Genomic DNA, 19,874 nt, shown 5'->3' with positions numbered 1-19,874 from the left:
GGATAAGGGCGCGCCGTAGGAAAAGCTGCGGGGCGTCCCATACTTAAATCAGTGAGACTATTCGAAGATTGATTTTTTCGGACAGCCCCTTGCCGGCCGTTTGATCGATTGAATTTTTAATAAGTTCAATTTCGATTTTTCTAAAACTCGAAATTTTCCAATAATTTCACGCGCCAACTGAACGGCGAGTTTCGACCTGATAATTTTTTTCGCTTGACGGTTCGACGTGTGCAAAGATTGTCCGCGAAGAAAAAGCGCCGAAACCGTTTACCGCGCAGCAAAGCTTGAAGCCGCCGGATTCTCCGTAGACTTTGCGTAGCCGTGTGATAAAGTGCATTCGGACGATTACGATCTCGCAGAGCTCTTCGCACGGATCACGGCTGTTTGCCACTGATGCCGGGAAAAGAAGCGAGGAGCTTTTCCGTTTCGGAAAGAGACGCCAATGCGGGGATTGCACCGTATCGCGACACGCAGAGCGTTGCGGCGGCATTTGCAAAGTGCAGATCGCATTTGAGTTCGTCTTCGGTAAATGAAAACGGATTTTCGCGCCGAGTCAGCCGATAGAGAAGCGCACCGGTAAACGCGTCGCCCGCGCCTGTCGTATCGCGCACTTCGATATTGTATTGCGGGATCGATACGATGCCTTCGTACCCTTGCGTTTTATAGAAGACGCCGTCTTTGCCGAGTGTTACGCAGACAAGCTTTGCGCCTTCGTCGAGGATCTCCCGTGCGGCGATCGGCGTGTTTTCTCCGTACATGAGCGCGAGTTCGTTGTCGGCGATTTTAACAAAATCGGCATATTTAAAAAGCGAGCGCATCGTTTCAATACCCTCTTCTTTGTCTCGCCACAGCGGTTCTCTCCAGTTCGGATCGTACGAGATGAATATCCCGCCGTTTTTCGCGGCTCCGATCGCTTTGCGCGTCGCCGAAAGAGAGGGTTCGTCGGTACACGAAAGAGAGCCGATATGCAAAAACGTACTCTCGTTTATTAATTTTTCATCGATGTCATCGGCCGACAGATTGATGTCGGCGCCGTCCGAGCGCGCGAAGGAAAACGCTCTCTCGCCTGAGTGTGCAAGCGTTACGAAAGCGAGGGTCGTATGACGCTTGTCCGTCTTCATCGCTCCCGTATAGACACCGCAGTTTTCGAGCGCCGCTTTCGCATCGCGGCCGAATTGGTCATCCCCTGTCTTTCCGATAAAAGCGGCTCGTGCGCCGAGCTTTGCGGCAGCTGCTGCGGCATTTGCCGGTGCGCCTCCCGGATTTTCTTCGAACAGTGTTCTGCCGTTTTTCGACTTGCCCGCAGGCGTAAAGTCGATAAGTATTTCACCGAGCGCCGTAACGTCGAATCGTTTCATAATTTCTCCCGTACTTGTTGTTCCGCGTTTACTATAACAAAAAACGGGCGGATATGCGACAGCCTTGCCCGATATTTTATTTCGTTATATTATGTACGCTATGAATCTGAACGATATTCGGGCGAATGCATATAAAAACGGAGCACGGAAGGGAGAGCACCCCGCGGATGGGAGCGCGCTGCAAGCTTCGGGTGTGCGGCCGAGCGAGGAAGGCAGCGCACGGGCACGGCTCTCACAATCGCCGACCGGCAGCGGATCGAACAAGCCCTTTGAAGGCGTCAATCGAAAAATTGCAAATATTTTTTCCGAAAGCGAAACCTTGTCGAAACAGGCGGCTTTGCAGAACGCAGGTGCCGGAAACTCCGGCGGAAACGAAGGACTTTCCCGTGCGGCGGACACGCTGAAAAAAGGCGGCTTATTAAAGATACCGGAAAGCTCATCCGGCGACAGCGTCTACCGCCGTGTCGCAAAATTTCTTTTAATAATCGGCGTCGATGAAGCTGCAAAAGTCATGCGGCACTTGACCGAAGAACAGACTGAAAAAATCATTCCCGAAATCGCGTCGATCAGGAGCGTCGATCCGAAAGAAGCGTCCGAAATACTTTCCGAATTCGAAGGCTTGTTAAAACAGGCGCGGCAGAGCGGAGGTGCGGACATCGCGCGGGAAATGCTCGAAAAAGCGTACGGTGCCGAAAAGGCCGAAGCGATGCTGCAAAAGGCGGTTTCACTCTCGGGCGGAAAGCCCTTCGAATATCTCAACACGGCAGACGGCGAGCGCGTGTATTTTTTATTAAAAGACGAATCGCCTGCGGTACAGGCGCTCGTGCTCTCTCGCATAAAGCCTGAAAAAGCTGCCGCCGTTATCGGGAAAATGGACGCAGAGGTGAAGCGCGATGTGATTTCACGTCTTGCGAAAATGCAGCCGGTTTCTCCCGATGTGCTTCGCCGCACCGACAAAGCGATATACGAAAAATCGCTTTCGATTGCTGCGGAAAAAGCGGAATCGATCGACGGGAGAAGTGCGCTCGCCGAAATCCTCAGGCGTATGCCTCTTGCATCGGAAGACGAAATCATCGAAACGATTTCCGGAGAAGATGCCGATTTGGCAAACGACATACGGAAACGGCTCTTTACGCTCGGAGACGTCGAAAAATCGGACGACCGTTTTATCCAGGAGCTTTTGAGATCGATGAGCGAAAAAGAGATCGCCTATCTCATCGCGGGAAAGTCCGAGCCGTTTCGAAAAAAAATTTTATACAACGTTTCGAAGGGCAGGGGAGATACCGTTCTCGAAGAAGAACAGCTTGCCAAGCCCATGTCCAAGCGCGACTGCGATGACGTAACCGGAAAATTTTTGGCTGCGATGCGGAGCGCGTATGAACAAGGCAAATTTAAAATCGACGGCCGTGACGACGGCGAATACGTGGAGTGACAGTTGAAACAATTTTATAAAGGCTTCGACCTCATATCGGTTTCCGATATCCCCGACTGCGAATCGAAGGGATTGTATCTCCGCCATAAAAAGACGGGGCTCGAAATTTTTCACTTAGTAAATAACGATGAAGAAAATCTCTTTGCATTTGCGTTTCGTACTCCCGTTGCCGATTCGACGGGAGCGCCGCACATACTCGAACACTCGGTTTTTTGCGGTTCGGAAAAATTTCCGGTCAAAGAACCTTTTGTCAATTTGATGAACCAAAGCGTGTACACTTTTTTAAATGCGATGACCTATCCCGATAAGACGGTGTACCCCGCGAGTTCGGCAAACGAAAAAGATTATTTCCATTTGATGGACGTATACGCCGACGCGGTGTTTTTTCCCTTGTTAAAAAAAGAAACCTTTTATCAGGAAGGGCACCGCCTTGAAGAAGACGGGAAGGGCGGCTATTCGATTCAGGGCGTCGTGTACAACGAAATGAAAGGAAATTATTCGTCGTTCAATTCCGTCGCTTTCGACGAACAATTTAAAAGCCTGTTTTCCGGTACCTGCTATGCAAACGATTCCGGCGGCGACCCTCTCGTCATCCCGTCATTTACCTATGAGCGCTTTAAAGATTTTCATCGCTCGTATTACAGTCCGGCGAATTGTCTTTTGTTTTTATACGGAAATATAAAGACGGAAACGCAGCTCGATTTTATGCAGCAAAGCTTTTTCGATCGCCTCGAAAAAATCTATCCGGTTCCCGATGTGCCGAAAAGTTTTCCCGCCTTCGGCGAAAACTTCCGAAAACTTGAAGAGCCGAAAGCGATGAGCGAAGAAGCGGTCGTCTATGCGGCCGGCCCCGCGTCGGATGCGAAAAAATCGAACGTAACGCTCAACTGGCGATACGGTCTTTCATCGAATATCGACGATACGATGGAAGTGATTTTTTTGCTGCAGCTTCTCGCAGGAAACGACAGCTCTCCGGTCGCAAAGGCCTTGACCGATTCGCGTTTGGGCGAACGGCTCGCCGCAGGCGGAGGCGCCGAAGCGTTTTGTCAAATGCTCTATTTCGGTTTGAGCGGCGTCGATAAAAAAGATGCCGATGCGGTAAAAAAATTAATAATTTCTACGCTTGTCGATTTATGTGAAAACGGCATTCCGAAAAACGATATCGATGCGGCTCTTCTCGCCGTCGATTTTGCAAACCGCGAAGTCGTTCGCGTGCGGGGCGATCCTTTTTCTCTCGAACTCGCCGATCGTGCACTGAACGGCTGGAACTACGGCGCATCTCCCGCATCGACGCTCGGCTACCGCTCCGCTTTCGATAGGGTCAAGCGAAAAATCGCCGCAGATAAAAACCATATCGCTTCTCTCATACGGCGCGTTTTTTTGGACAACACCGCCCGCTCTTTCGTCGTCGTAACGCCTGAAGCTTCGTTTTTAAAACAACGTGCGAAAAAAGAACGCGAGCTTATCGCATCTCTTGCAAAAGGCGCGGACGCGGGTGAAGTGCGGCGGAACACCGAAGCGCTGCACGCCTATCAAAAGCGGAAAGAGACGGAAAAGGAGACTGCGTGCATACCGCATATTCTCCCGTCGGATTTGAAAAAGAAAGTCGAGCCGATTGCAACCGACGTGTCGTCATGTTTAGGAGCGGACGGAAGCGAAGTCGCGCTTTTTGTAAACCGTGAAGCGACGGGCGGTATTGTCTATATCGATGTGTGCTATCCTGCCGATGCGCTTCCCATAGGCGCATATCCGTATATTCCGGCCTTTGCCGCCTGTGCGACGAATACCGGCTGGAACGGAAAAAAATGGGACGAGTGCGCCGCAGCCGCTTCCCTGTGCTCGGGCGATATGGGAGTGCGCACGCTGACGGGCGACTCGTATAAAAGCGCGTATGCGCAAAAGGCGGCTTCTTCGGTTCGCGACAAACACTATATCGGCCGCGATTGGCTTTCGTTCAGCATCAAGCTGCCCGTCGAAAAAACGGATGAAGCGCTCGCGCTTTTCGGAGAAGCGATCGCGTTTACGGAATTTTCGGATGAAAAGCGGGTCAAAACGATTTTGGACGAAATGAAAAACGATATCCGTTCGTCCGTCATTCCCTCCGGTTCGCGCTACGCAAAACTCAGAGCGTCGCGGAATCTCGGAAGGTCTTCCGCCGTCGAAGAAGCGTGGGGAGGCGTCGCGCAGGTTTTGACGATCGAAAAGATCTGCAAAGAAAATCCCGGTTCGGTCGGAAATCGTTTTTCCGATATGGCAAAATCGATTCGAAATGCGGGAGGTCTTATTCACATCACGGCCGACGAAGCGTCGCTTAAAACCGTGCTTCCGCGCATTCCCGAATTCGCACGGAAGACAGGCTTGCACGAGCTCTCTCCGCTTGTCCGTCCGGAAAACGGCGAATATTATGCGCTTGTAAAAACGGCCGGCGAGGGGGAAGACGAACGCTTTCAAACGTGTACGCTTTCGTCGCAAGTGGGCTATGCTGCGCAGTCGGTGTATCTCGGCGGATTGACGATGCAGGAAAAAGCGGCGCTTACGGTGCTCTGCCACTGGATGCGCGGCAATATCCTTTGGGAACGCATACGGACGACAGGCGGCGCATACGGTGCATCGGCGGGTTTTGACATTTCAACTGAAATCTTTTCGATGACCACCTACCGCGATCCGTCTCCGCTCGAATCGATAAAAACGTTTAAAAGCTGCCTCGATGAGGTGTGCGCTATGCGTTTCAGCGATACCGATGTTTCCCGCGCGGTGACGGGAACTTACGGAGACGTGACGAAGCCTCAGTCGCCTCAATCGCGCGGTGCGCGCGGGTTTTTGCGAAAGCTTTATGCGATGACTCATGAAGAATGGAGCGAATATATAGCGGCGATCCTTGCGGTCGATGCCGCTTCTTTGCATGCGGCAGCCGAAAACGCCCGCGCGATTGCAGGCGGGAATACTGCGGTGATCTGCGATAAATCGGTAAAAGGCACTGGCTTTATTATCGATTTGTCGCTATAATACTCAAAAACGAGGTGTCGTCTATGATGGACAAAAAAACAAAAGAATGTATACGGATGCTGCGCAGTCTCGTCTCCGACGTGCAGGGCGCGCCGTACCCGGGTGAAGATATAAAGTCGGAACTGTATACGATATGGTACGAACACGCGCAGCGCGCCGCCGTCGAATGCTTTGAATTTCTCGACGCCAATTTTCCGCGCGACAAAAAAGCGATTACCAAGAGCATCGAAAAAATTCTCGGATGATATGCGACCCGGAGATTTGTGATGACGGCTCCGAAAAAAATTGTTAATTGCAGCAGATGGAAGCCGCACTCCGCGCTGAAAAAAAACGGTGTCGTGTGGGCACGCTATGTCTTTACCGGTATCGATGCGCTCTCCGGCGCGGAGCAGTTGTTCTTCGTCGAATGGGAAATGCTCAACCCGGGTCTTTCACCGAATGAAAGCGTGCTCGGCTTTAAACCGCGTACGGCGATATCTGAAGACGATTTGCAGTATGCGCTTGCGGGAACGGAAGCTGCATTCAATTTGCGCTCCGAATCTATATTAACGCCGTCGTACGTCGCCGTGCGCGCGGGAACTTTCGGCGTAAAACCGAAACAGATTTGCAGCTACTATGCGCTCAACGATACTGCCGGCGGGTTCAGACTTTCTCCTGTTACCGTCGGAAACTGTTCGTTCGACGACGGAAAAATTTCAGGCGCACTTTCGTGTACGTTAAAAGAGCATACCGCGCATCCCGAATACTTTTGCGACGCGGGAGATATTTCATGGGATCTGCGCTTTGAAATCCGAAAGCAATTTTCCGCAGGCTATAAAAAAAGCTCGGATCGATGGATTCCCGCAGGGGCGCGAACGGCGTTTTCGGGAAGCATTACGCTCGACGGGCGCGAGTTCAGCGTGCTTCCGAAAAAATCATACGGCTATATCGATGCTCATTTTCTCCGTATGTTTCCGGCTCCTTATTTTCATATTTCGTCATCCCATTTGACGAGCCGCATCAGCGGAAAGGCGCTGTTCAATTCGAGTTTTACGGTGCAGGGAATATTTGAAGATAATCTCTCCCTTGCGCTCGAACTCGAAGATACGGACATCGCGCTTGAAGCGAAAAAAAGAGGTGCATCGGAAAAAATTTTATGGGATTGTACCGAAATGCCCGCCGACGAAGAGGGCGAGCGGCTGCACTGGTCGGTAAGCGCCGATATGAAAAAATGGGTCATCGACATCGATATCGTGTGTCACACATCGAAACTCTTTGTGCGCAATATCGAACTTCCCGAAGGAAACCGAAAAGTGCTCAAACTGCTTGCCGGCGGAAGCGGAACGGGAGAAATCAAATTGTACCGCCGCATCGGCAAAAGCCTTGAAATCATCGAAGACGCGCACGTCGCTTTCGCGCTCTGCGAATTCGGTCAGGCGGAAGAAGGCGAAATCTGAGCCTTGCCGTCTTCTATTACAAAAACAAAAAAGAAATCTTTGGCAGACTTAAAAGGTAAAATTCAATTTTCAGATGATTATGACTACAAAGCTATGCGGAGTGTATAATGATTTTTGTGGACACTCCAGTTTTTATAAATTATTTCAAGGGAAGAGAAACTAAAGGAATAAAATTTCTCGATAATTTGATATAAAGTGAAGAGCCTTTCTGTATTAATGAGTTTATTTATCAGGAAATTTTGCAAGGTTCAAAAGATGAAAAAGAATTTTCAACCTTAAAATCTTATTTGAAATATATCCCCCTGTATTCGTTTAAACTTGACGTACAATCATTTGAAAATGCCGCCCAATTGAATTTTAGATGCCGAAGAAAAGGCATTACAATCCGCAGCACAATAGATTTGCTTATTGCAGAAACTGCGATTGAGAATAACATTGCTCTTTTGCATGATGATGAAGATTACGTAAATATGTCGAGAGTCATTACTGAACTTAGACTCGCCGTATAATGACTAACACGAAGTTCAATGCCTACACCGCAGTCAAGCTGCAGTGCGATTTCGATTACGGTCTCCCGCGCCGCTTGCAACGAGCGCGGAGCGCGAAGTTCCCCGCGCAACTTGCAACGAGCGCGGAGCGCGAAGTTCCCCGCGCAACTTGCAACGAGCGCGGAGCGCGAAGTTCCCCGCGCAACTTGCAACGAGCGCGGAGCGCGAAGTTCCCCGCGCAGGAAATGATGTTTCCGTTTATTTTTACAAAAAACCGCGTAATTTATCACTTTGCAGGCGATATATAGTTCAGCGGCTTCCTTACCGCACTATCTCAATAACCGAAGGTGCAGCTATGGAATATACCCATAAACCCGTCGAAGAACTCTCCTTTACCGACGACTTTATGTTTGGTACGGTCATGAAAAACAAAAGAATTTGTAAAGGCGTATTGGAGCGCTTATTACACATCAAAGTCGGCAAAATAGAATATCCCTCGCTGCAAAAAACGATAGCACCCTTTTACGAAAGCAAGGGCATACGCCTCGATGTCTATGTCTCAGACCCCGATCGCATCTTCGATATAGAAATACAAACGTCGATCCCGCCCTCTCTTCCCAAACGTACGCGTTATTACCAAAGCCTTATGGATGTCGATAACCTCTTACGCGGACAAAGTTACGCGGAACTGAAAGAGAGCTACGTCATCTTTATCTGTACGCAGGATCCCTTCGGTAGAGGTTTACCTGTATATACGTTTCGCAATTTATGCAGTGAGGACGGCAGTATTCTTCTTGATGACAAATCGTATAAAGTATTTTATAATGTGGGTGCCTACGGTAAAGAGGATGAGCCTGAATTGAGCGCTTTGTTGGAGTATCTTTGCGAGAGGCGAGCGACGAGCGGTTTTACACAGCACATCGATGAGCTTGTCGAAAAAGCGAAACGGAACGAAAAGTTCAGGAGCGTATACATGTCGTTGAATATACGGGAAGATGACTTACGCATGGCAGGTGAGAAGATCGGCTTTGAGCGGGGGAGACGCGACGGCATTGCGGCGGGATCATATCAAGCAAAGCGGGAAACGGCAAAAATTTTATCGGATATGCAGATGAGTCTTGAAGTGATAGCGAAAGCGACCGGTCTTTCGAAAGCGGAAATCGAAAAACTGTAGTGTCATTTGCTTTTCAAAAAGCTCGACATCCGGCCTTTTAGATAAAAATTGATTTCCGTGGTTGTCATAGATAAATTCTTGCTTTATTCGCAATTCGTGAGTATGTTTAAAGCATGGATTACGAACACTTTACACTTAAAACGCAGGACGCGCTGCAGCAGGCGAGCGCTCTTGCTCAGCAAAACGATCACAGTGAAATAGGACTCGAACATATACTCGACGCGCTTTTAAAGCAAAAAGACGGTATCGTCCCGCCCCTTGTCGAGCGTATCGGCGTGCCTGTCGAAACGCTGCTTCGAGAAAACGACGCATTGCTCGCTTCTTACCCGACGGTGAGAGGCAACGTGCAGATGTCGCTTTCATCCGAAGCGCAAAAAACGCTTGCAAAAGCCGAAAAAGCGATGGCAGATATGCACGACGAATACCTTTCGACCGAGCATATCTTCCTTGCGATGAGCGAATCGGACGGGCGCACGGGCGATATGCTGAGAAAGCACGGTATCGACCGAAAAGCGATTTTGGAAGCGCTGAAAGCGGTACGGGGCAATCAGCAGGTGACCGGCAACGATCCCGAATCTTCGATGCGCTCGCTCGAAAAATATTGTCGCGATTTGACCTCGCTTGCACGCCAGGATAAAATCGATCCGGTCATCGGGCGTGACGAAGAGATAAGGCGCGTCATGCAAGTGCTCTGCCGCCGCACGAAAAACAACCCGGTGCTCATCGGAGAGCCGGGCGTCGGAAAAACCGCCATCGTCGAAGGACTTGCACGTCGTATCGCATCGGGTGACGTTCCCGAAAGCTTGAAAAACAAGCGCCTTCTCGCCCTCGATTTGGGTTCCCTTGTCGCAGGCGCGAAATTCCGCGGAGAATTCGAAGAGCGGCTCAAAGCCGTCATCACGGAAGTGCAAAAAAGCCAAGGACAGATCGTGCTCTTTATCGATGAGCTGCACACGATCGTCGGTGCGGGCGCGTCCGAAGGTTCTATGGACGCTTCGAATTTATTAAAACCGGTGCTCGCTCGCGGAGAGCTTCGGGCGATCGGAGCGACGACGCTCGACGAATATCGGAAATACATCGAAAAAGATGCGGCGCTCGAACGCCGCTTTCAGCCGGTTTATTGCTCGGAACCGTCGGTCGAAGATACGATCGCGATCCTTCGCGGCCTGCGCGAAAAATACGAAATTCACCACGGCGTGCGGATCGACGACGAAGCGCTCGTTGCGGCGGCAGTCCTCAGTAACCGCTATATCACGAATCGATTTATGCCCGATAAAGCGATCGACCTTGTAGACGAAGCGATGAGCCGGCTCAAAATGGAAATCGAAAGCCAGCCGACCGAGCTCGATCAAATCGAACGGAAGATCATGCAGCTGTCCATCGAAAAGCAGTCGCTCGCAAAAGAAGACGACGAAGCGTCGAAAGAGCGGCTCGAAAAACTCGAAAAAGAACTCGCCGATCTTTCGGCGAAGCGCGATGCGATGAAGCTCCAGTGGCAAAATGAAAAAGCCGATATCAACAAGAGCCGCGATATCAAAGAAAAACTCGAACAGGCGCGCTTCAATGAAGAAAAATATACGCGCGAAGGAAACCTTGCGAAAGCCGCCGAATTGAAGTACAGCATTATCCCCGATCTGCAAAAAAAGCTTTCCGCCGCGGTGGCAGCCGGAAGCAAAAACGACGGCGGCCGCGAATCTCTTTTGCGGCAGGAAGTGACCGAAGAAGACATCGCGCGCGTCGTCAGCGAGTGGACGGGAATCCCCGTCGCAAAGATGCTGTCGAGCGAAAAGCAAAAATATTTGCAGCTCGAATCCGTGCTGCATAAGCGCGTTATCGGACAAAACGATGCGGTGCAAGTCGTCTCGGACGCGATCCGCAGAAACCGCTCGGGCTTGAGCGATCCGAATCGTCCGCTCGGAAGCTTTTTGTTTATCGGCCCGACCGGCGTCGGAAAAACGGAGCTCGCGAAAACGCTTGCGGACTTTTTGTTCAACGATGAAAAATCGCTTACGCGAATCGACATGAGCGAATATATGGAAAAGTTTTCCGTTTCGCGTCTGATCGGCGCTCCTCCGGGATACGTCGGCTACGATGAAGGCGGACAGCTTACCGAAGCGGTGCGCCGCCGTCCGTACAGCGTCGTGCTGTTCGACGAAATCGAAAAAGCGCATCCCGACGTATTCAACGTGCTGCTCCAAGTGCTCGACGACGGACGCTTGACCGACGGACAGGGACGCCTCGTCGACTTTAAGAATACGATCATCATCATGACGAGCAACCTCGGAAGCGATGTGATCCTCGACGCCGACACGCCCGAGAAAATGCACGACGCGCGAATAAAAGTGAGCGAGATGCTCAAATCGACGTTCCGTCCCGAATTTTTAAACCGCATCGACGAAATCGTCATGTTCGGCCGCCTCGATCAAAGCTGTATTTCGGGCATCGTCAAAAATCAGCTCGAGCGCGTATCGCACAGGCTCGACGACAGACGGATCAAAATTTCGTTCGACGACAAAGCCGTAGCCTTCCTCGCCGACAAGGGCTACGATCCCGCCTTCGGTGCGCGGCCGGTAAAGCGAGCGATTCAAACGTATGTCGAAAATCCGCTTGCAAAAGAACTGCTCGAAGGAAAGTTTTCCGACGGGGCTGCGATCAAAGTGACGGCGAAACCGGGGGCGGACGGACTTTCGTTTGAGTGACGGAAACGGGCGGCGGACTACGCTGCAGCAGGTGAGCTTGCGGTTGAGTGATTTTTCCGCTGTGCGAGAATGCACAGCAGGCAAGCTTGTGGTTGAGTGAAGTGAGGAGTATAAATGAGGTGCTGCGGGGGCGTGAGTATGTGCAACGGGACAACAAGATGTGCGACGCCCCCCGCTTTTGCATATAGCGTGTGCTGAGCGCGGGGGCTTCATTTTCGAGCCGTTGCTTTTTCACCGGTATTTGAGCGCGAGGGGGATTTTTCCTAAAACTTCAATTTTTGGGCGGTCTGTCGAAAGCGTAATCGACTTTTGAGATCGTTCCCCCGCTTTGATCATCGCTTTTCTCAACGTTATATTCGGCATGCTCTTTTGTTGACAATTTTTTCGATTCGCTTTCCGATTCGGAATTTCTTCCGCTGACGGTTAAGATTAAATTAATAATCGGTTCACGTGTGCGAATGGGAAGCTTTTCGAGAGAATCGATGATGTTTTCGTATTTGCGGCAGAGTGCGATATCGTTTTTGCTGAGTGAATTTTTTAATTTTAAAACGCTACATTCGCTTTGAAGCCGTGCCGTATCGCACATAAGAGACTCGATCGACTTGTTCAACGCCGAAGCGATTTTAAATGCCGTTTCGACCGACGGCTGCCGTTCTGTGTTTTTTCCGTTTGTAATCGTCGAATACGGTACGTCCGCAAGAGACGCAAGCATCTTTAAAGTGATCCCACGATAATCGATTATGCTGCGGACGTTTTTCCAAAATACGTGCATAGGAAAACTATATCACAAAATGCGGCGCGTATTAATCGGTTACGGCAGTATGCTGAAAATGGAATCGGAAAAGGTTGATATTTGGGAAAATTCGTGCTACATTAAAATAGAGCGAGACGGATATGTAACGATACACGTTTATATGAAAGATTAAACGTTTCGTGATAGATGTTACGGATTTAGAAATTATATTTGATAAAAATAGTATATGCGGTCATTGTCATACTTTTGATAGAAATATTACACCGTACTGGAAATCTGTTATGGAATATTACTGTATAATGATTTTTACAGGGGAAGAAGAAAAATTTAAGGAAAGAGCAACTGAAATACTAAAAGAGAAATATCCTTCCGTACGTTTTTATTATTTTCAAAGAAAAATGTATACCGAAAAAAGAGGTTGGTTTTTAGGAACCCTTTTTTCGGGATATCTGTTTTTCCAAATCGAAGAATTGACGGCAGATTTTTTTACCGAACTCCGTGCGATAAAAGGTTTTTGCAGAATTTTGCGGGATAATCAAAATCCGACCAAAATAGCAGGAGCGGCATTAGAAGAATTGAAATTCCTGATACATAACGGCGAAGTCTTAGGAGTTTCAAAGATACGGTTTCTTCCCAATCAAAAAATAAAAGCAATAGTAGGACCCTTCGTGGGATATGAAGGTAATATTGTCAAAGTCAATAAAAAGCAAAAACGAATTACAGTCCGTTCTTCACTCGCAAATAACAGCCTGACATTTGATTTAAAATATGAAGAGTTGGAGTAGTTTTTTTCAAATTCCGATAAATTGACGATAAGCATAAACCGTGCTATGATACTCGCAATTCAGTTGCAAACTGTTTACGAAGGGAGCTTGTCCCATAAATAAGCGCAATGTCTACACATCTCGGAAAACATACGGAAAAAACCGCGCCGGTATATGGAGATACCGTTTAGGTCGGTGATTTCTGCCGGAAGAGGGGGTGTATATATTGCAAAATGTCTGCTGAGTAAAATAAATTAATTTTACATATCAGCCTTTCCGGATAAGCTCTTGTTGTCATAAATTAAATAGTTTAGGAAGGCACCTTGTTCGTTGACTTTTTATACGGGAGGAATATGATTTTCAAAATTACTATACATGCGATTTTTTTGGGGAATAGCAGAAATCACATTGTAGACACTCTTAAAGGTATCTGTATTATTTTTGTGATTTTCCGCCATTATAATTCGACCAAACGAGGACTCGTTGATTTATGAAAGTCGTTATTTTAGCCGGAGGTTACGGAACTCGAATCAGTGAAGAGTCTCATCTAAAGCCCAAGCCGATGATTGAAATCGGAGAGCTTCCGATTATCGTGCATATCATGAAAGTCTACGCTGCTCAGGGTTTTAAAGAATTCATTATCTGTGCCGGATACAAACAGCATATCATCAAAGAATATTTTTCAAATTATTTTCTCTATAACAGCGATGTTACGTTTGATATGAAGGATAATGCATGCATATTCCATAACAAACCGAAAGATGATTGGAAAGTTACTGTTGTCGACACCGGTTTACAGACGATGACCGGCGGACGAGTTAAACGCATAAAAGAATATATCGGAAATGAACCGTTTATGCTCACTTACGGTGATGCAGTAGGCGATATCGATATGGCGGCATTGCTCGCATCGCATAAAAAATCCGGCAAGCTTGCAACGATGACGTGTTACAATCTAGGTCAGAACAAGGGAATCGTTGAAGTTGCGAACGGATCCGTAAAATCATTCCGAGAAAAAGACGATGAGGATGGTGATCTTATCAATGTCGGCTTTATGGTATGCGAGTCCGGAGTGATGAATTATATCGAAGGTGATGCGACCGTTTTTGAGCAGGCGCCGCTAAAATCGCTGGTTGCGGATAATCAGTTGAATGCGTATATTCATCGCGGTTTTTGGCAATGCATGGATACTCTGCGGGAAAAAGAAAAGCTCGAGCGGCTTTGGGTAAGCGGCGACGCACCGTGGAAAATTTGGAAAGACTGAGCATGAATTTATCGTTTTACAATGGAAAGAAGATATTTATAACGGGACATACGGGCTTTAAAGGAACGTGGCTCTGCCGTATTTTACTCAGCGCGGGTGCTCGTGTTGCAGGATATTCTCTTGAACCGCCTACAGTACCGAGTCTCTTCGTATCGACAGGGACAGCGAAAGATACCGACAGTATAATCGCCGACATCCGCGACGGAGCGAAGCTCCGCGATGCGGTAAATACCTTTCGTCCGGATATTGTCTTTCACTTGGCCGCCCAACCGATTGTTCGTACGAGCTATAAAGAGCCGGTCATTACATATGAAACAAATGTGATGGGGACGGTAAATGTTCTTGAAGCCGTGCGCAGCTGTGACAGCGTGCACTCATTTGTAAATGTCACTACCGACAAAGTGTATCTCAATAGAGAATGGGCGTGGGGTTATCGTGAAAATGAAGAGCTGTGCGGCTTTGACCCCTATTCCAATTCCAAGTCGTGTTCCGAGTTGGTTACTTACAGTTATAAAAATTCGTTTTTTACGGAGCGGAACAGTGCGGCCATAAGTACAGCCCGAAGCGGTAACGTCATAGGCGGCGGAGACTATGCGCCGGATAGGATTATTCCGGATTGTATCCGCGCTGTGGAAAGCGGCAAAGAGATAATACTTCGCAATTCAAACAGTATACGCCCCTATCAGCATGTTCTTGAATGTTTACGCGGATATCTTATGCTTGCCGAAATGCAATACGAAAACAAAGAAAAATACGGCGGAAGCTATAACTTCGGGCCCGATGATGAAAGCTGCATTACGACGGGTAAGCTTGCGGATTTGTTTTGCGGCGCGTGGGGAAGCGGCGCATCTTGGAAAGTTATAGAAGAAGTCGATGCTCCTCATGAAGCTAATTTTTTGAAACTCGACTGCTCAAAATCAAAAACCGTCCTCGGTTGGTATCCGAAGTGGAACATACGAACGGCAGTGGAAAAAATTGTCGAATGGGAAAAAAGCGTTTCAAGCGGCAATTCTGCAAAGGAAATGACCGATAGACAGATAAAGGAATATTTCGAGGAATACCATGTTTGAAAACAACACAAAAGAACAAGCCGCGGAGCAGATTCTTTCAGCCGTAAAAGAATATTACAAGAAATTCATGGTAAAGCCTGAATACAAGGACGGCGACCGTATCAGCTATGCAAGCCGCGTGTTCGACGAACAGGAAATGATGAATCTTGTGGACAGTTCCCTTGAATTCTGGCTTACGAACGGACGTTACACAGACCAATTTGAAGCGCAGCTTGCAAAGTATCTCGGCGTGCCGTTTTGCTCCCTCGTCAATTCAGGGTCAAGCGCCAATCTCTGCGCATTTATGGCACTTACATCGCCGCTTTTAAAAGAACGTCAGCTGAAACGAGGGGACGAAGTGATTACTGTTGCGTGCGGATTTCCTACGACCGTAACGCCGATCATTCAATACGGTGCGGTCCCCGTTTTCGTCGACGTAACAATTCCTCAATACAATATCGACATAACAAAACTCGAAGGGGCGTTGTCCGATAAAACAAAAGCCGTGATGATTGCGCACACACTCGGAAATCCGTTTGACTTAAAAACCGTAAAAGAATTCTGTACCGAACACAACCTTTGGCTCATAGAAGATAACTGCGATGCACTCGGCTCGGAATACACGATTGACGGTAAGACGTATAAGACCGGAACCGTCGGCGATATCGGTACGTCGAGTTTTTATCCGCCGCACCACATGACGATGGGCGAGGGTGGAGCCGTATATACCCGCGATCCGTTACTGCATAGAATTATTCGATCCCTGCGCGATTGGGGGCGTGATTGTATTTGTCCGAGCGGGGTGGATAATAAGTGCGGACATCGTTTTGACAAGCAATACGGAGAACTTCCGCTCGGATATGATCATAAATATACATACAGCCACTTCGGCTATAATTTGAAAGCGACGGATATGCAGGCGGCGATCGGCTGCGCGCAGCTTAAAAAATTTCCGATATTCGTGGAACGCCGAAAGTATAACTGGAAGCGTTTGAAAGACGGACTTACAGGTCTGGAAAACAAGCTCATACTTCCCGAACCCGTTGTCTCAAGCGATCCGAGTTGGTTCGGTTTTTTAATAACGTGCAAGCCCGGCACGGATAGAACAGGACTCGTAAAAAAAATTGAAGCGGCGAATATCCAAACACGTGCTCTTTTTGCCGGAAATCTTGTGCGCCATCCGTGCTTCGATCAAATGCGCGAAAACGGGGAAGGCTACCGGATCAGCGGTACGCTGGATGTGACCGACCGAATTATGTATGATACATTTTGGATCGGCGTGTATCCCGGCATGACCGATCAGATGTTGGATAAAATGATACGGGTGATACGGGAAAGCATATAAATGAAAAAAATCAGCATATTGGTACCCACGTATAACGAAAAAGAAAACGTTGAAGCGATGGCGGAACGATTAACGGATATTTTGCAAACCGCTTTAAATCGATATGATTACGAAATCCTCTTTATAGATAATTGTTCAACCGACGGCACTCGTGACATAATCGAAAAGCTGTGTGCAAAAAATAAAAAGATAAAAGCGATTTTCAATGTAACGAATTTCGGCCAATTCAATTCGCCTTTCTACGGCATGTGCCAAACGACGGGGGATTGTACCGTCAGTATCTGCTGCGATTTTCAAGACCCGCCTGAATTGATTCCTTCCTTCGTCGAAGCGTGGGAGCAAGGCTATAAAATCGTAAGCGGTATAAAAACTTCAAGTAAAGAGCGCGGCTTTATCTATTTTTTACGCACCTGTTATTATAAAATGATTAAAAATATGTCCAGTGTAAGGATGATAGAACATTTTACAGGCTTCGGACTATACGATAAAACCTTTATCGCTTTATTGCGTGAATTACATGATCCCATTCCGTTTTTGCGCGGCATAGTGGCCGAATATTGTTCGGGGTTTAATATGCTTGAAGTCGAATATGAACAACCGAAACGCAGGGCAGGAAAAACACATAATAATTTTTATACGCTCTATGATGCGATGATGCTCAGTTTTACTTCTTACACCAAAATAGGTTTACGTATCGCTACACTGTTAGGATTTATTATCGGTTCTTTGAGTTTTTTAGTCGCCCTGGTATTTTTTGTTTTAAAGCTTATACGGTGGAACAGTTTTTCTGCAGGATACGTGCCGATCATAATAATGATATGTTTGCTCGGTTCCATTCAGCTCTTTTTTATAGGTTTTTTAGGAGAATACGTACTCAATATAAACACGCGTATTATCAATCGTCCTGTTGTTGTTGAGGAAAGAAGAATTAATTTTTAAACCGGTAAAAAAATGATTAAAAAAATTGCTACTTACATTTCCGGACTCTATATATTGGAAAATCCTATTTTCTCTGATGGACGGGGAACATTCAAAAAACTGGTAAACAGCGAAGACTTTTCCGCATTAGGGTTGGATTGCAATTTTAAAGAATTGTATTATTCGATAAATAAAAAAAATGTCATACGCGGAATGCATTTTCAAACGCCTCCATCGGATCACATCAAAATGGTATATTGTATAAGCGGAAGCATAACCGATGTGGTACTTGATATCCGTAAAAGTTCTCCGACGTACGGTACATTTTTTACGATAGATTTATCGGCATCGGATGCCAGATATCTCTATATTCCCAAAGGCTGTGCACACGGTTTTGCCGCACATGAAGACAATACAATAGTGCACTATGCGCAAACTTCCTGTTATGACAGCGAACATGATTGCGGAATCCTTTTCTCATCGTTCGGTTTTGATTGGAAAATTGCACAACCTATTATTTCTCAACGCGACAGTAATTTTCCGACATTAAGTTCCGCCTTTAATTATTTTGATTGATGTGAAATTCCTAAGAGGTAAAAATGAAAGCAAAAATAAAACCGAGAATAGACTTGACAAATCGTACGAAATTGGAAACAGTCATTCCGTTGCGTACGCCTTTTATTATAAATATAGATCCGTCCGATAGGTGTAATTTTCTATGCAAATTTTGTCCTACAGGAGACAGGGAATTAATGAAAAAAACACCGGGCAGAAATCACGGACCGATGGATTTTGAATTATACAAAAAAATTATAAACGATATTTGCACTTTTGAGGATAAGGTTAAAGTTATACGTCTATATAAAGACGGAGAGCCCTTGATGAATCGCTTTTTTCCGGACATGATAAGATATGCAAAAGAATCCGGCTGTTGTGATAGAGTTGATACTACATCAAATGCTGCCTTATTAAATCATGATTTAAGCTTAAAAATTATTGACGCAGGACTTGATCGGATTAATATTTCCGTTGAGGGTATGACAAATGAGCAATACATGGAATTTTCCGGAGCAAAAGTTAATTTCAAAAAACTTGTAGATGAAATAGCTTTTTTTTATGAACACAGCCGCAATAAATGCGAAATGATTGTTAAAATAAACGGCGATACAATAACGGAAGAACAAAAACAGGAATTTTTGGCTACATTCGGTGATATAGCCGACGGTGTTTTTATAGAAAGTATTATGGAATGTTGGCCTACCTTTGAATTGGACAAAGTCAAGGTGAATGAAACCCGAGGTATCTATGCACAACAAATAAAAGAGGTTATGGTATGCCCCTATGTATTTTATTCCGTTGCTGTAAACTCAAACGGTACTGTAAGTTTGTGTTTTTTAGACTGGCGCAGGAAATTAGTCATAGGAGATGTCTCAACGGAGTCTATAAAAGATATATGGAACGGTGAAACGATGCGGGAATATCAAAGGATGTTTTTGCGTAAAGAACGGAAACAGCATCCGATCTGCGCAAATTGTGGGCAATTAAAACAAGGCGCACCGGATGATATGGATGCGTTTGCGGAAGAACTATTGGATAGGATCTCATAAAAAAGCGTGGAGGTGATATTATGAATTCTAAAAATGTTTGTTTATGTCCGATTTGTAAAGAAAAAATGAAAGATCTGATTAATATAGATTTTATTTCAAATTATAATTTAACAGGTCTTCCTGAAGTATATCAAATGAAAAAATGTGTAAATTGTTCTTTTATATACACAGCAATCAATGATAACGATGCTGTTTCTAATTATTATAATAAATTTTCTAATTATCACTTTACTTTTTCGGTCGCAGGAGGAAATGATGAATATGACATTCATCGATATGATAATATATATAAAATAATGGCACCTTATATAAAAAAAGAGTATAAAATCTGTGATCTTGGGTGTGCGAAGGGTGGATGGCTAAAATTCTTATATTCAAAGGAATATAGAAATCTCACAGGGGTAGATTTAGTAATTCCTTCTAAAAATGATAGCCAAATCAATTTTCTAAAAAATGATGTTTCGAAATATTCTGATGGGGGGGGGTATGATTGTATCACAGTAATGCAAGTTTTAGAACATGTGATAGATTTTGATAGAATGATCACTAATATACATGGTATATTATCCGAAGGTGGTAT

At 46.5% G+C, this 19,874-nt stretch carries 16 protein-coding genes and 1 pseudogene; 15 read left to right on the top strand and 2 right to left on the bottom strand.

The genetic code is table 11. The features are described 5' to 3' along the window. Positions 1-374 precede the first annotated feature (374 nt). The gene (locus JSQ97_RS10165) at positions 375-1,358 is read right to left on the bottom strand and encodes a carbohydrate kinase family protein (RefSeq protein ID WP_205075955.1); all 984 of its coding nucleotides are present in this window, start codon (positions 1,356-1,358) and stop codon (positions 375-377) included. A 100-nt stretch (positions 1,359-1,458) separates the two neighbouring features. Here JSQ97_RS10165 and JSQ97_RS10160 point away from each other — a divergent pair, with 100 nt between their 5' ends. The 7 genes and pseudogenes from JSQ97_RS10160 (at position 1,459) to clpB (ending at position 11,593) form a co-directional block, all read left to right on the top strand. Continuing rightward, the gene (locus JSQ97_RS10160; protein ID WP_205075954.1) at positions 1,459-2,790 is read left to right on the top strand and encodes a flagellar motor switch protein FliG; all 1,332 of its coding nucleotides are present in this window, start codon (positions 1,459-1,461) and stop codon (positions 2,788-2,790) included. Positions 2,791-2,793: 3 nt separating this feature from the next. Beyond that, positions 2,794-5,796: an insulinase family protein gene (locus tag JSQ97_RS10155; RefSeq protein WP_205075953.1), complete on the top strand. Its 3,003-nt coding sequence runs from the start codon at positions 2,794-2,796 to the stop codon at positions 5,794-5,796. 23 nt (positions 5,797-5,819) lie between these two features. Then, positions 5,820-6,041, top strand: coding sequence for a hypothetical protein (locus tag JSQ97_RS10150; RefSeq protein ID WP_187383669.1), 222 nt, complete (start codon positions 5,820-5,822; stop codon positions 6,039-6,041). A gap of 21 nt (positions 6,042-6,062) precedes the next feature. Continuing rightward, positions 6,063-7,232 carry a hypothetical protein gene (locus tag JSQ97_RS10145; protein WP_205075952.1) on the top strand — a complete coding sequence of 390 codons (1,170 nt, stop codon included), beginning with the start codon at positions 6,063-6,065 and terminating at the stop codon, positions 7,230-7,232. Positions 7,233-7,441: 209 nt separating this feature from the next. Beyond that, positions 7,442-7,741, top strand: a pseudogene (gene vapC / locus JSQ97_RS10140) (type II toxin-antitoxin system VapC family toxin); the annotation flags it as partial. A 334-nt stretch (positions 7,742-8,075) separates the two neighbouring features. After that, positions 8,076-8,894 (top strand): Rpn family recombination-promoting nuclease/putative transposase, encoded by an 819-nt coding sequence (locus tag JSQ97_RS10135; RefSeq protein ID WP_205075951.1) that lies wholly within the window; start codon positions 8,076-8,078, stop codon positions 8,892-8,894. A gap of 113 nt (positions 8,895-9,007) precedes the next feature. Further along, positions 9,008-11,593, top strand: a complete 2,586-nt coding sequence (gene clpB, locus JSQ97_RS10130) for an ATP-dependent chaperone ClpB (protein WP_205075950.1) — start codon at positions 9,008-9,010, stop codon at positions 11,591-11,593. Between the two features lie 271 nt (positions 11,594-11,864). On the opposite strand, the gene JSQ97_RS10125 is transcribed toward clpB, so the two are convergent. Beyond that, on the bottom strand, positions 11,865-12,365 hold the full coding sequence (locus JSQ97_RS10125) for a helix-turn-helix domain-containing protein (protein ID WP_205075949.1): 501 nt from the start codon (positions 12,363-12,365) through the stop codon (positions 11,865-11,867). 161 nt (positions 12,366-12,526) lie between these two features. Between JSQ97_RS10125 and JSQ97_RS10120 the strand changes: the two genes are divergently transcribed. The 8 genes from JSQ97_RS10120 to JSQ97_RS10085 form a co-directional block, all read left to right on the top strand. Continuing rightward, the gene (locus tag JSQ97_RS10120; protein ID WP_205075948.1) at positions 12,527-13,132 is read left to right on the top strand and encodes a transcription termination/antitermination NusG family protein; all 606 of its coding nucleotides are present in this window, start codon (positions 12,527-12,529) and stop codon (positions 13,130-13,132) included. Positions 13,133-13,601: 469 nt separating this feature from the next. Next, entirely contained in the window at positions 13,602-14,375 is a 774-nt protein-coding gene (gene rfbF, locus JSQ97_RS10115; protein ID WP_205075947.1) for a glucose-1-phosphate cytidylyltransferase, read from the top strand. A gap of 2 nt (positions 14,376-14,377) precedes the next feature. Continuing rightward, positions 14,378-15,445, top strand: a complete 1,068-nt coding sequence (gene rfbG, locus JSQ97_RS10110) for a CDP-glucose 4,6-dehydratase (protein WP_205075966.1) — start codon at positions 14,378-14,380, stop codon at positions 15,443-15,445. Then, positions 15,438-16,769: a lipopolysaccharide biosynthesis protein RfbH gene (rfbH, locus tag JSQ97_RS10105; protein WP_205075946.1), complete on the top strand. Its 1,332-nt coding sequence runs from the start codon at positions 15,438-15,440 to the stop codon at positions 16,767-16,769. The genes rfbG and rfbH overlap by 8 nt, the downstream gene beginning before the upstream one ends. After that, a complete protein-coding gene (locus JSQ97_RS10100) occupies positions 16,770-17,708 on the top strand; it encodes a glycosyltransferase family 2 protein (RefSeq protein WP_205075945.1) in 939 nt (312 codons plus the stop codon). Between the two features lie 12 nt (positions 17,709-17,720). Next, complete coding sequence (locus JSQ97_RS10095) at positions 17,721-18,263, top strand: dTDP-4-dehydrorhamnose 3,5-epimerase family protein (RefSeq protein WP_205075944.1); 543 nt, start codon at positions 17,721-17,723, stop codon at positions 18,261-18,263. Between the two features lie 23 nt (positions 18,264-18,286). Next, positions 18,287-19,294 (top strand): radical SAM/SPASM domain-containing protein, encoded by a 1,008-nt coding sequence (locus tag JSQ97_RS10090; protein ID WP_205075943.1) that lies wholly within the window; start codon positions 18,287-18,289, stop codon positions 19,292-19,294. Between the two features lie 20 nt (positions 19,295-19,314). Next, positions 19,315-19,874, top strand: a 560-nt coding sequence (locus JSQ97_RS10085; protein ID WP_205075942.1) for a class I SAM-dependent methyltransferase, incomplete at its 3' end; no start/stop codon positions are given.

Origin of the sequence: Treponema sp. Marseille-Q4523, from assembly GCF_016901105.1 — a bacterium.
Lineage (GTDB): Bacteria > Spirochaetota > Spirochaetia > Treponematales > Treponemataceae > Treponema_D.
This window is presented reverse-complemented; position numbering and strand designations above follow the sequence as displayed.

Excerpts from the sequence above, each read along its gene's own strand:
- JSQ97_RS10100 (WP_205075945.1), top strand. The coding sequence starts at position 16,770 with ATGAAAAAAATCAGCATATTGGTACCCACGTATAACGAAAAAGAAAAC.
- JSQ97_RS10165 (WP_205075955.1), bottom strand. The coding sequence starts at position 1,358 with ATGAAACGATTCGACGTTACGGCGCTCGGTGAAATACTTATCGACTTT.
- rfbH (WP_205075946.1), top strand. The coding sequence starts at position 15,438 with ATGTTTGAAAACAACACAAAAGAACAAGCCGCGGAGCAGATTCTTTCA.
- JSQ97_RS10135 (WP_205075951.1), top strand. The coding sequence starts at position 8,076 with ATGGAATATACCCATAAACCCGTCGAAGAACTCTCCTTTACCGACGAC.
- JSQ97_RS10145 (WP_205075952.1), top strand. The coding sequence starts at position 6,063 with ATGACGGCTCCGAAAAAAATTGTTAATTGCAGCAGATGGAAGCCGCAC.
- JSQ97_RS10095 (WP_205075944.1), top strand. The coding sequence starts at position 17,721 with ATGATTAAAAAAATTGCTACTTACATTTCCGGACTCTATATATTGGAA.
- JSQ97_RS10150 (WP_187383669.1), top strand. The coding sequence starts at position 5,820 with ATGATGGACAAAAAAACAAAAGAATGTATACGGATGCTGCGCAGTCTC.
- clpB (WP_205075950.1), top strand. The coding sequence starts at position 9,008 with ATGGATTACGAACACTTTACACTTAAAACGCAGGACGCGCTGCAGCAG.
- JSQ97_RS10125 (WP_205075949.1), bottom strand. The coding sequence starts at position 12,365 with ATGCACGTATTTTGGAAAAACGTCCGCAGCATAATCGATTATCGTGGG.
- JSQ97_RS10160 (WP_205075954.1), top strand. The coding sequence starts at position 1,459 with ATGAATCTGAACGATATTCGGGCGAATGCATATAAAAACGGAGCACGG.
- JSQ97_RS10090 (WP_205075943.1), top strand. The coding sequence starts at position 18,287 with ATGAAAGCAAAAATAAAACCGAGAATAGACTTGACAAATCGTACGAAA.
- rfbG (WP_205075966.1), top strand. The coding sequence starts at position 14,378 with ATGAATTTATCGTTTTACAATGGAAAGAAGATATTTATAACGGGACAT.
- rfbF (WP_205075947.1), top strand. The coding sequence starts at position 13,602 with ATGAAAGTCGTTATTTTAGCCGGAGGTTACGGAACTCGAATCAGTGAA.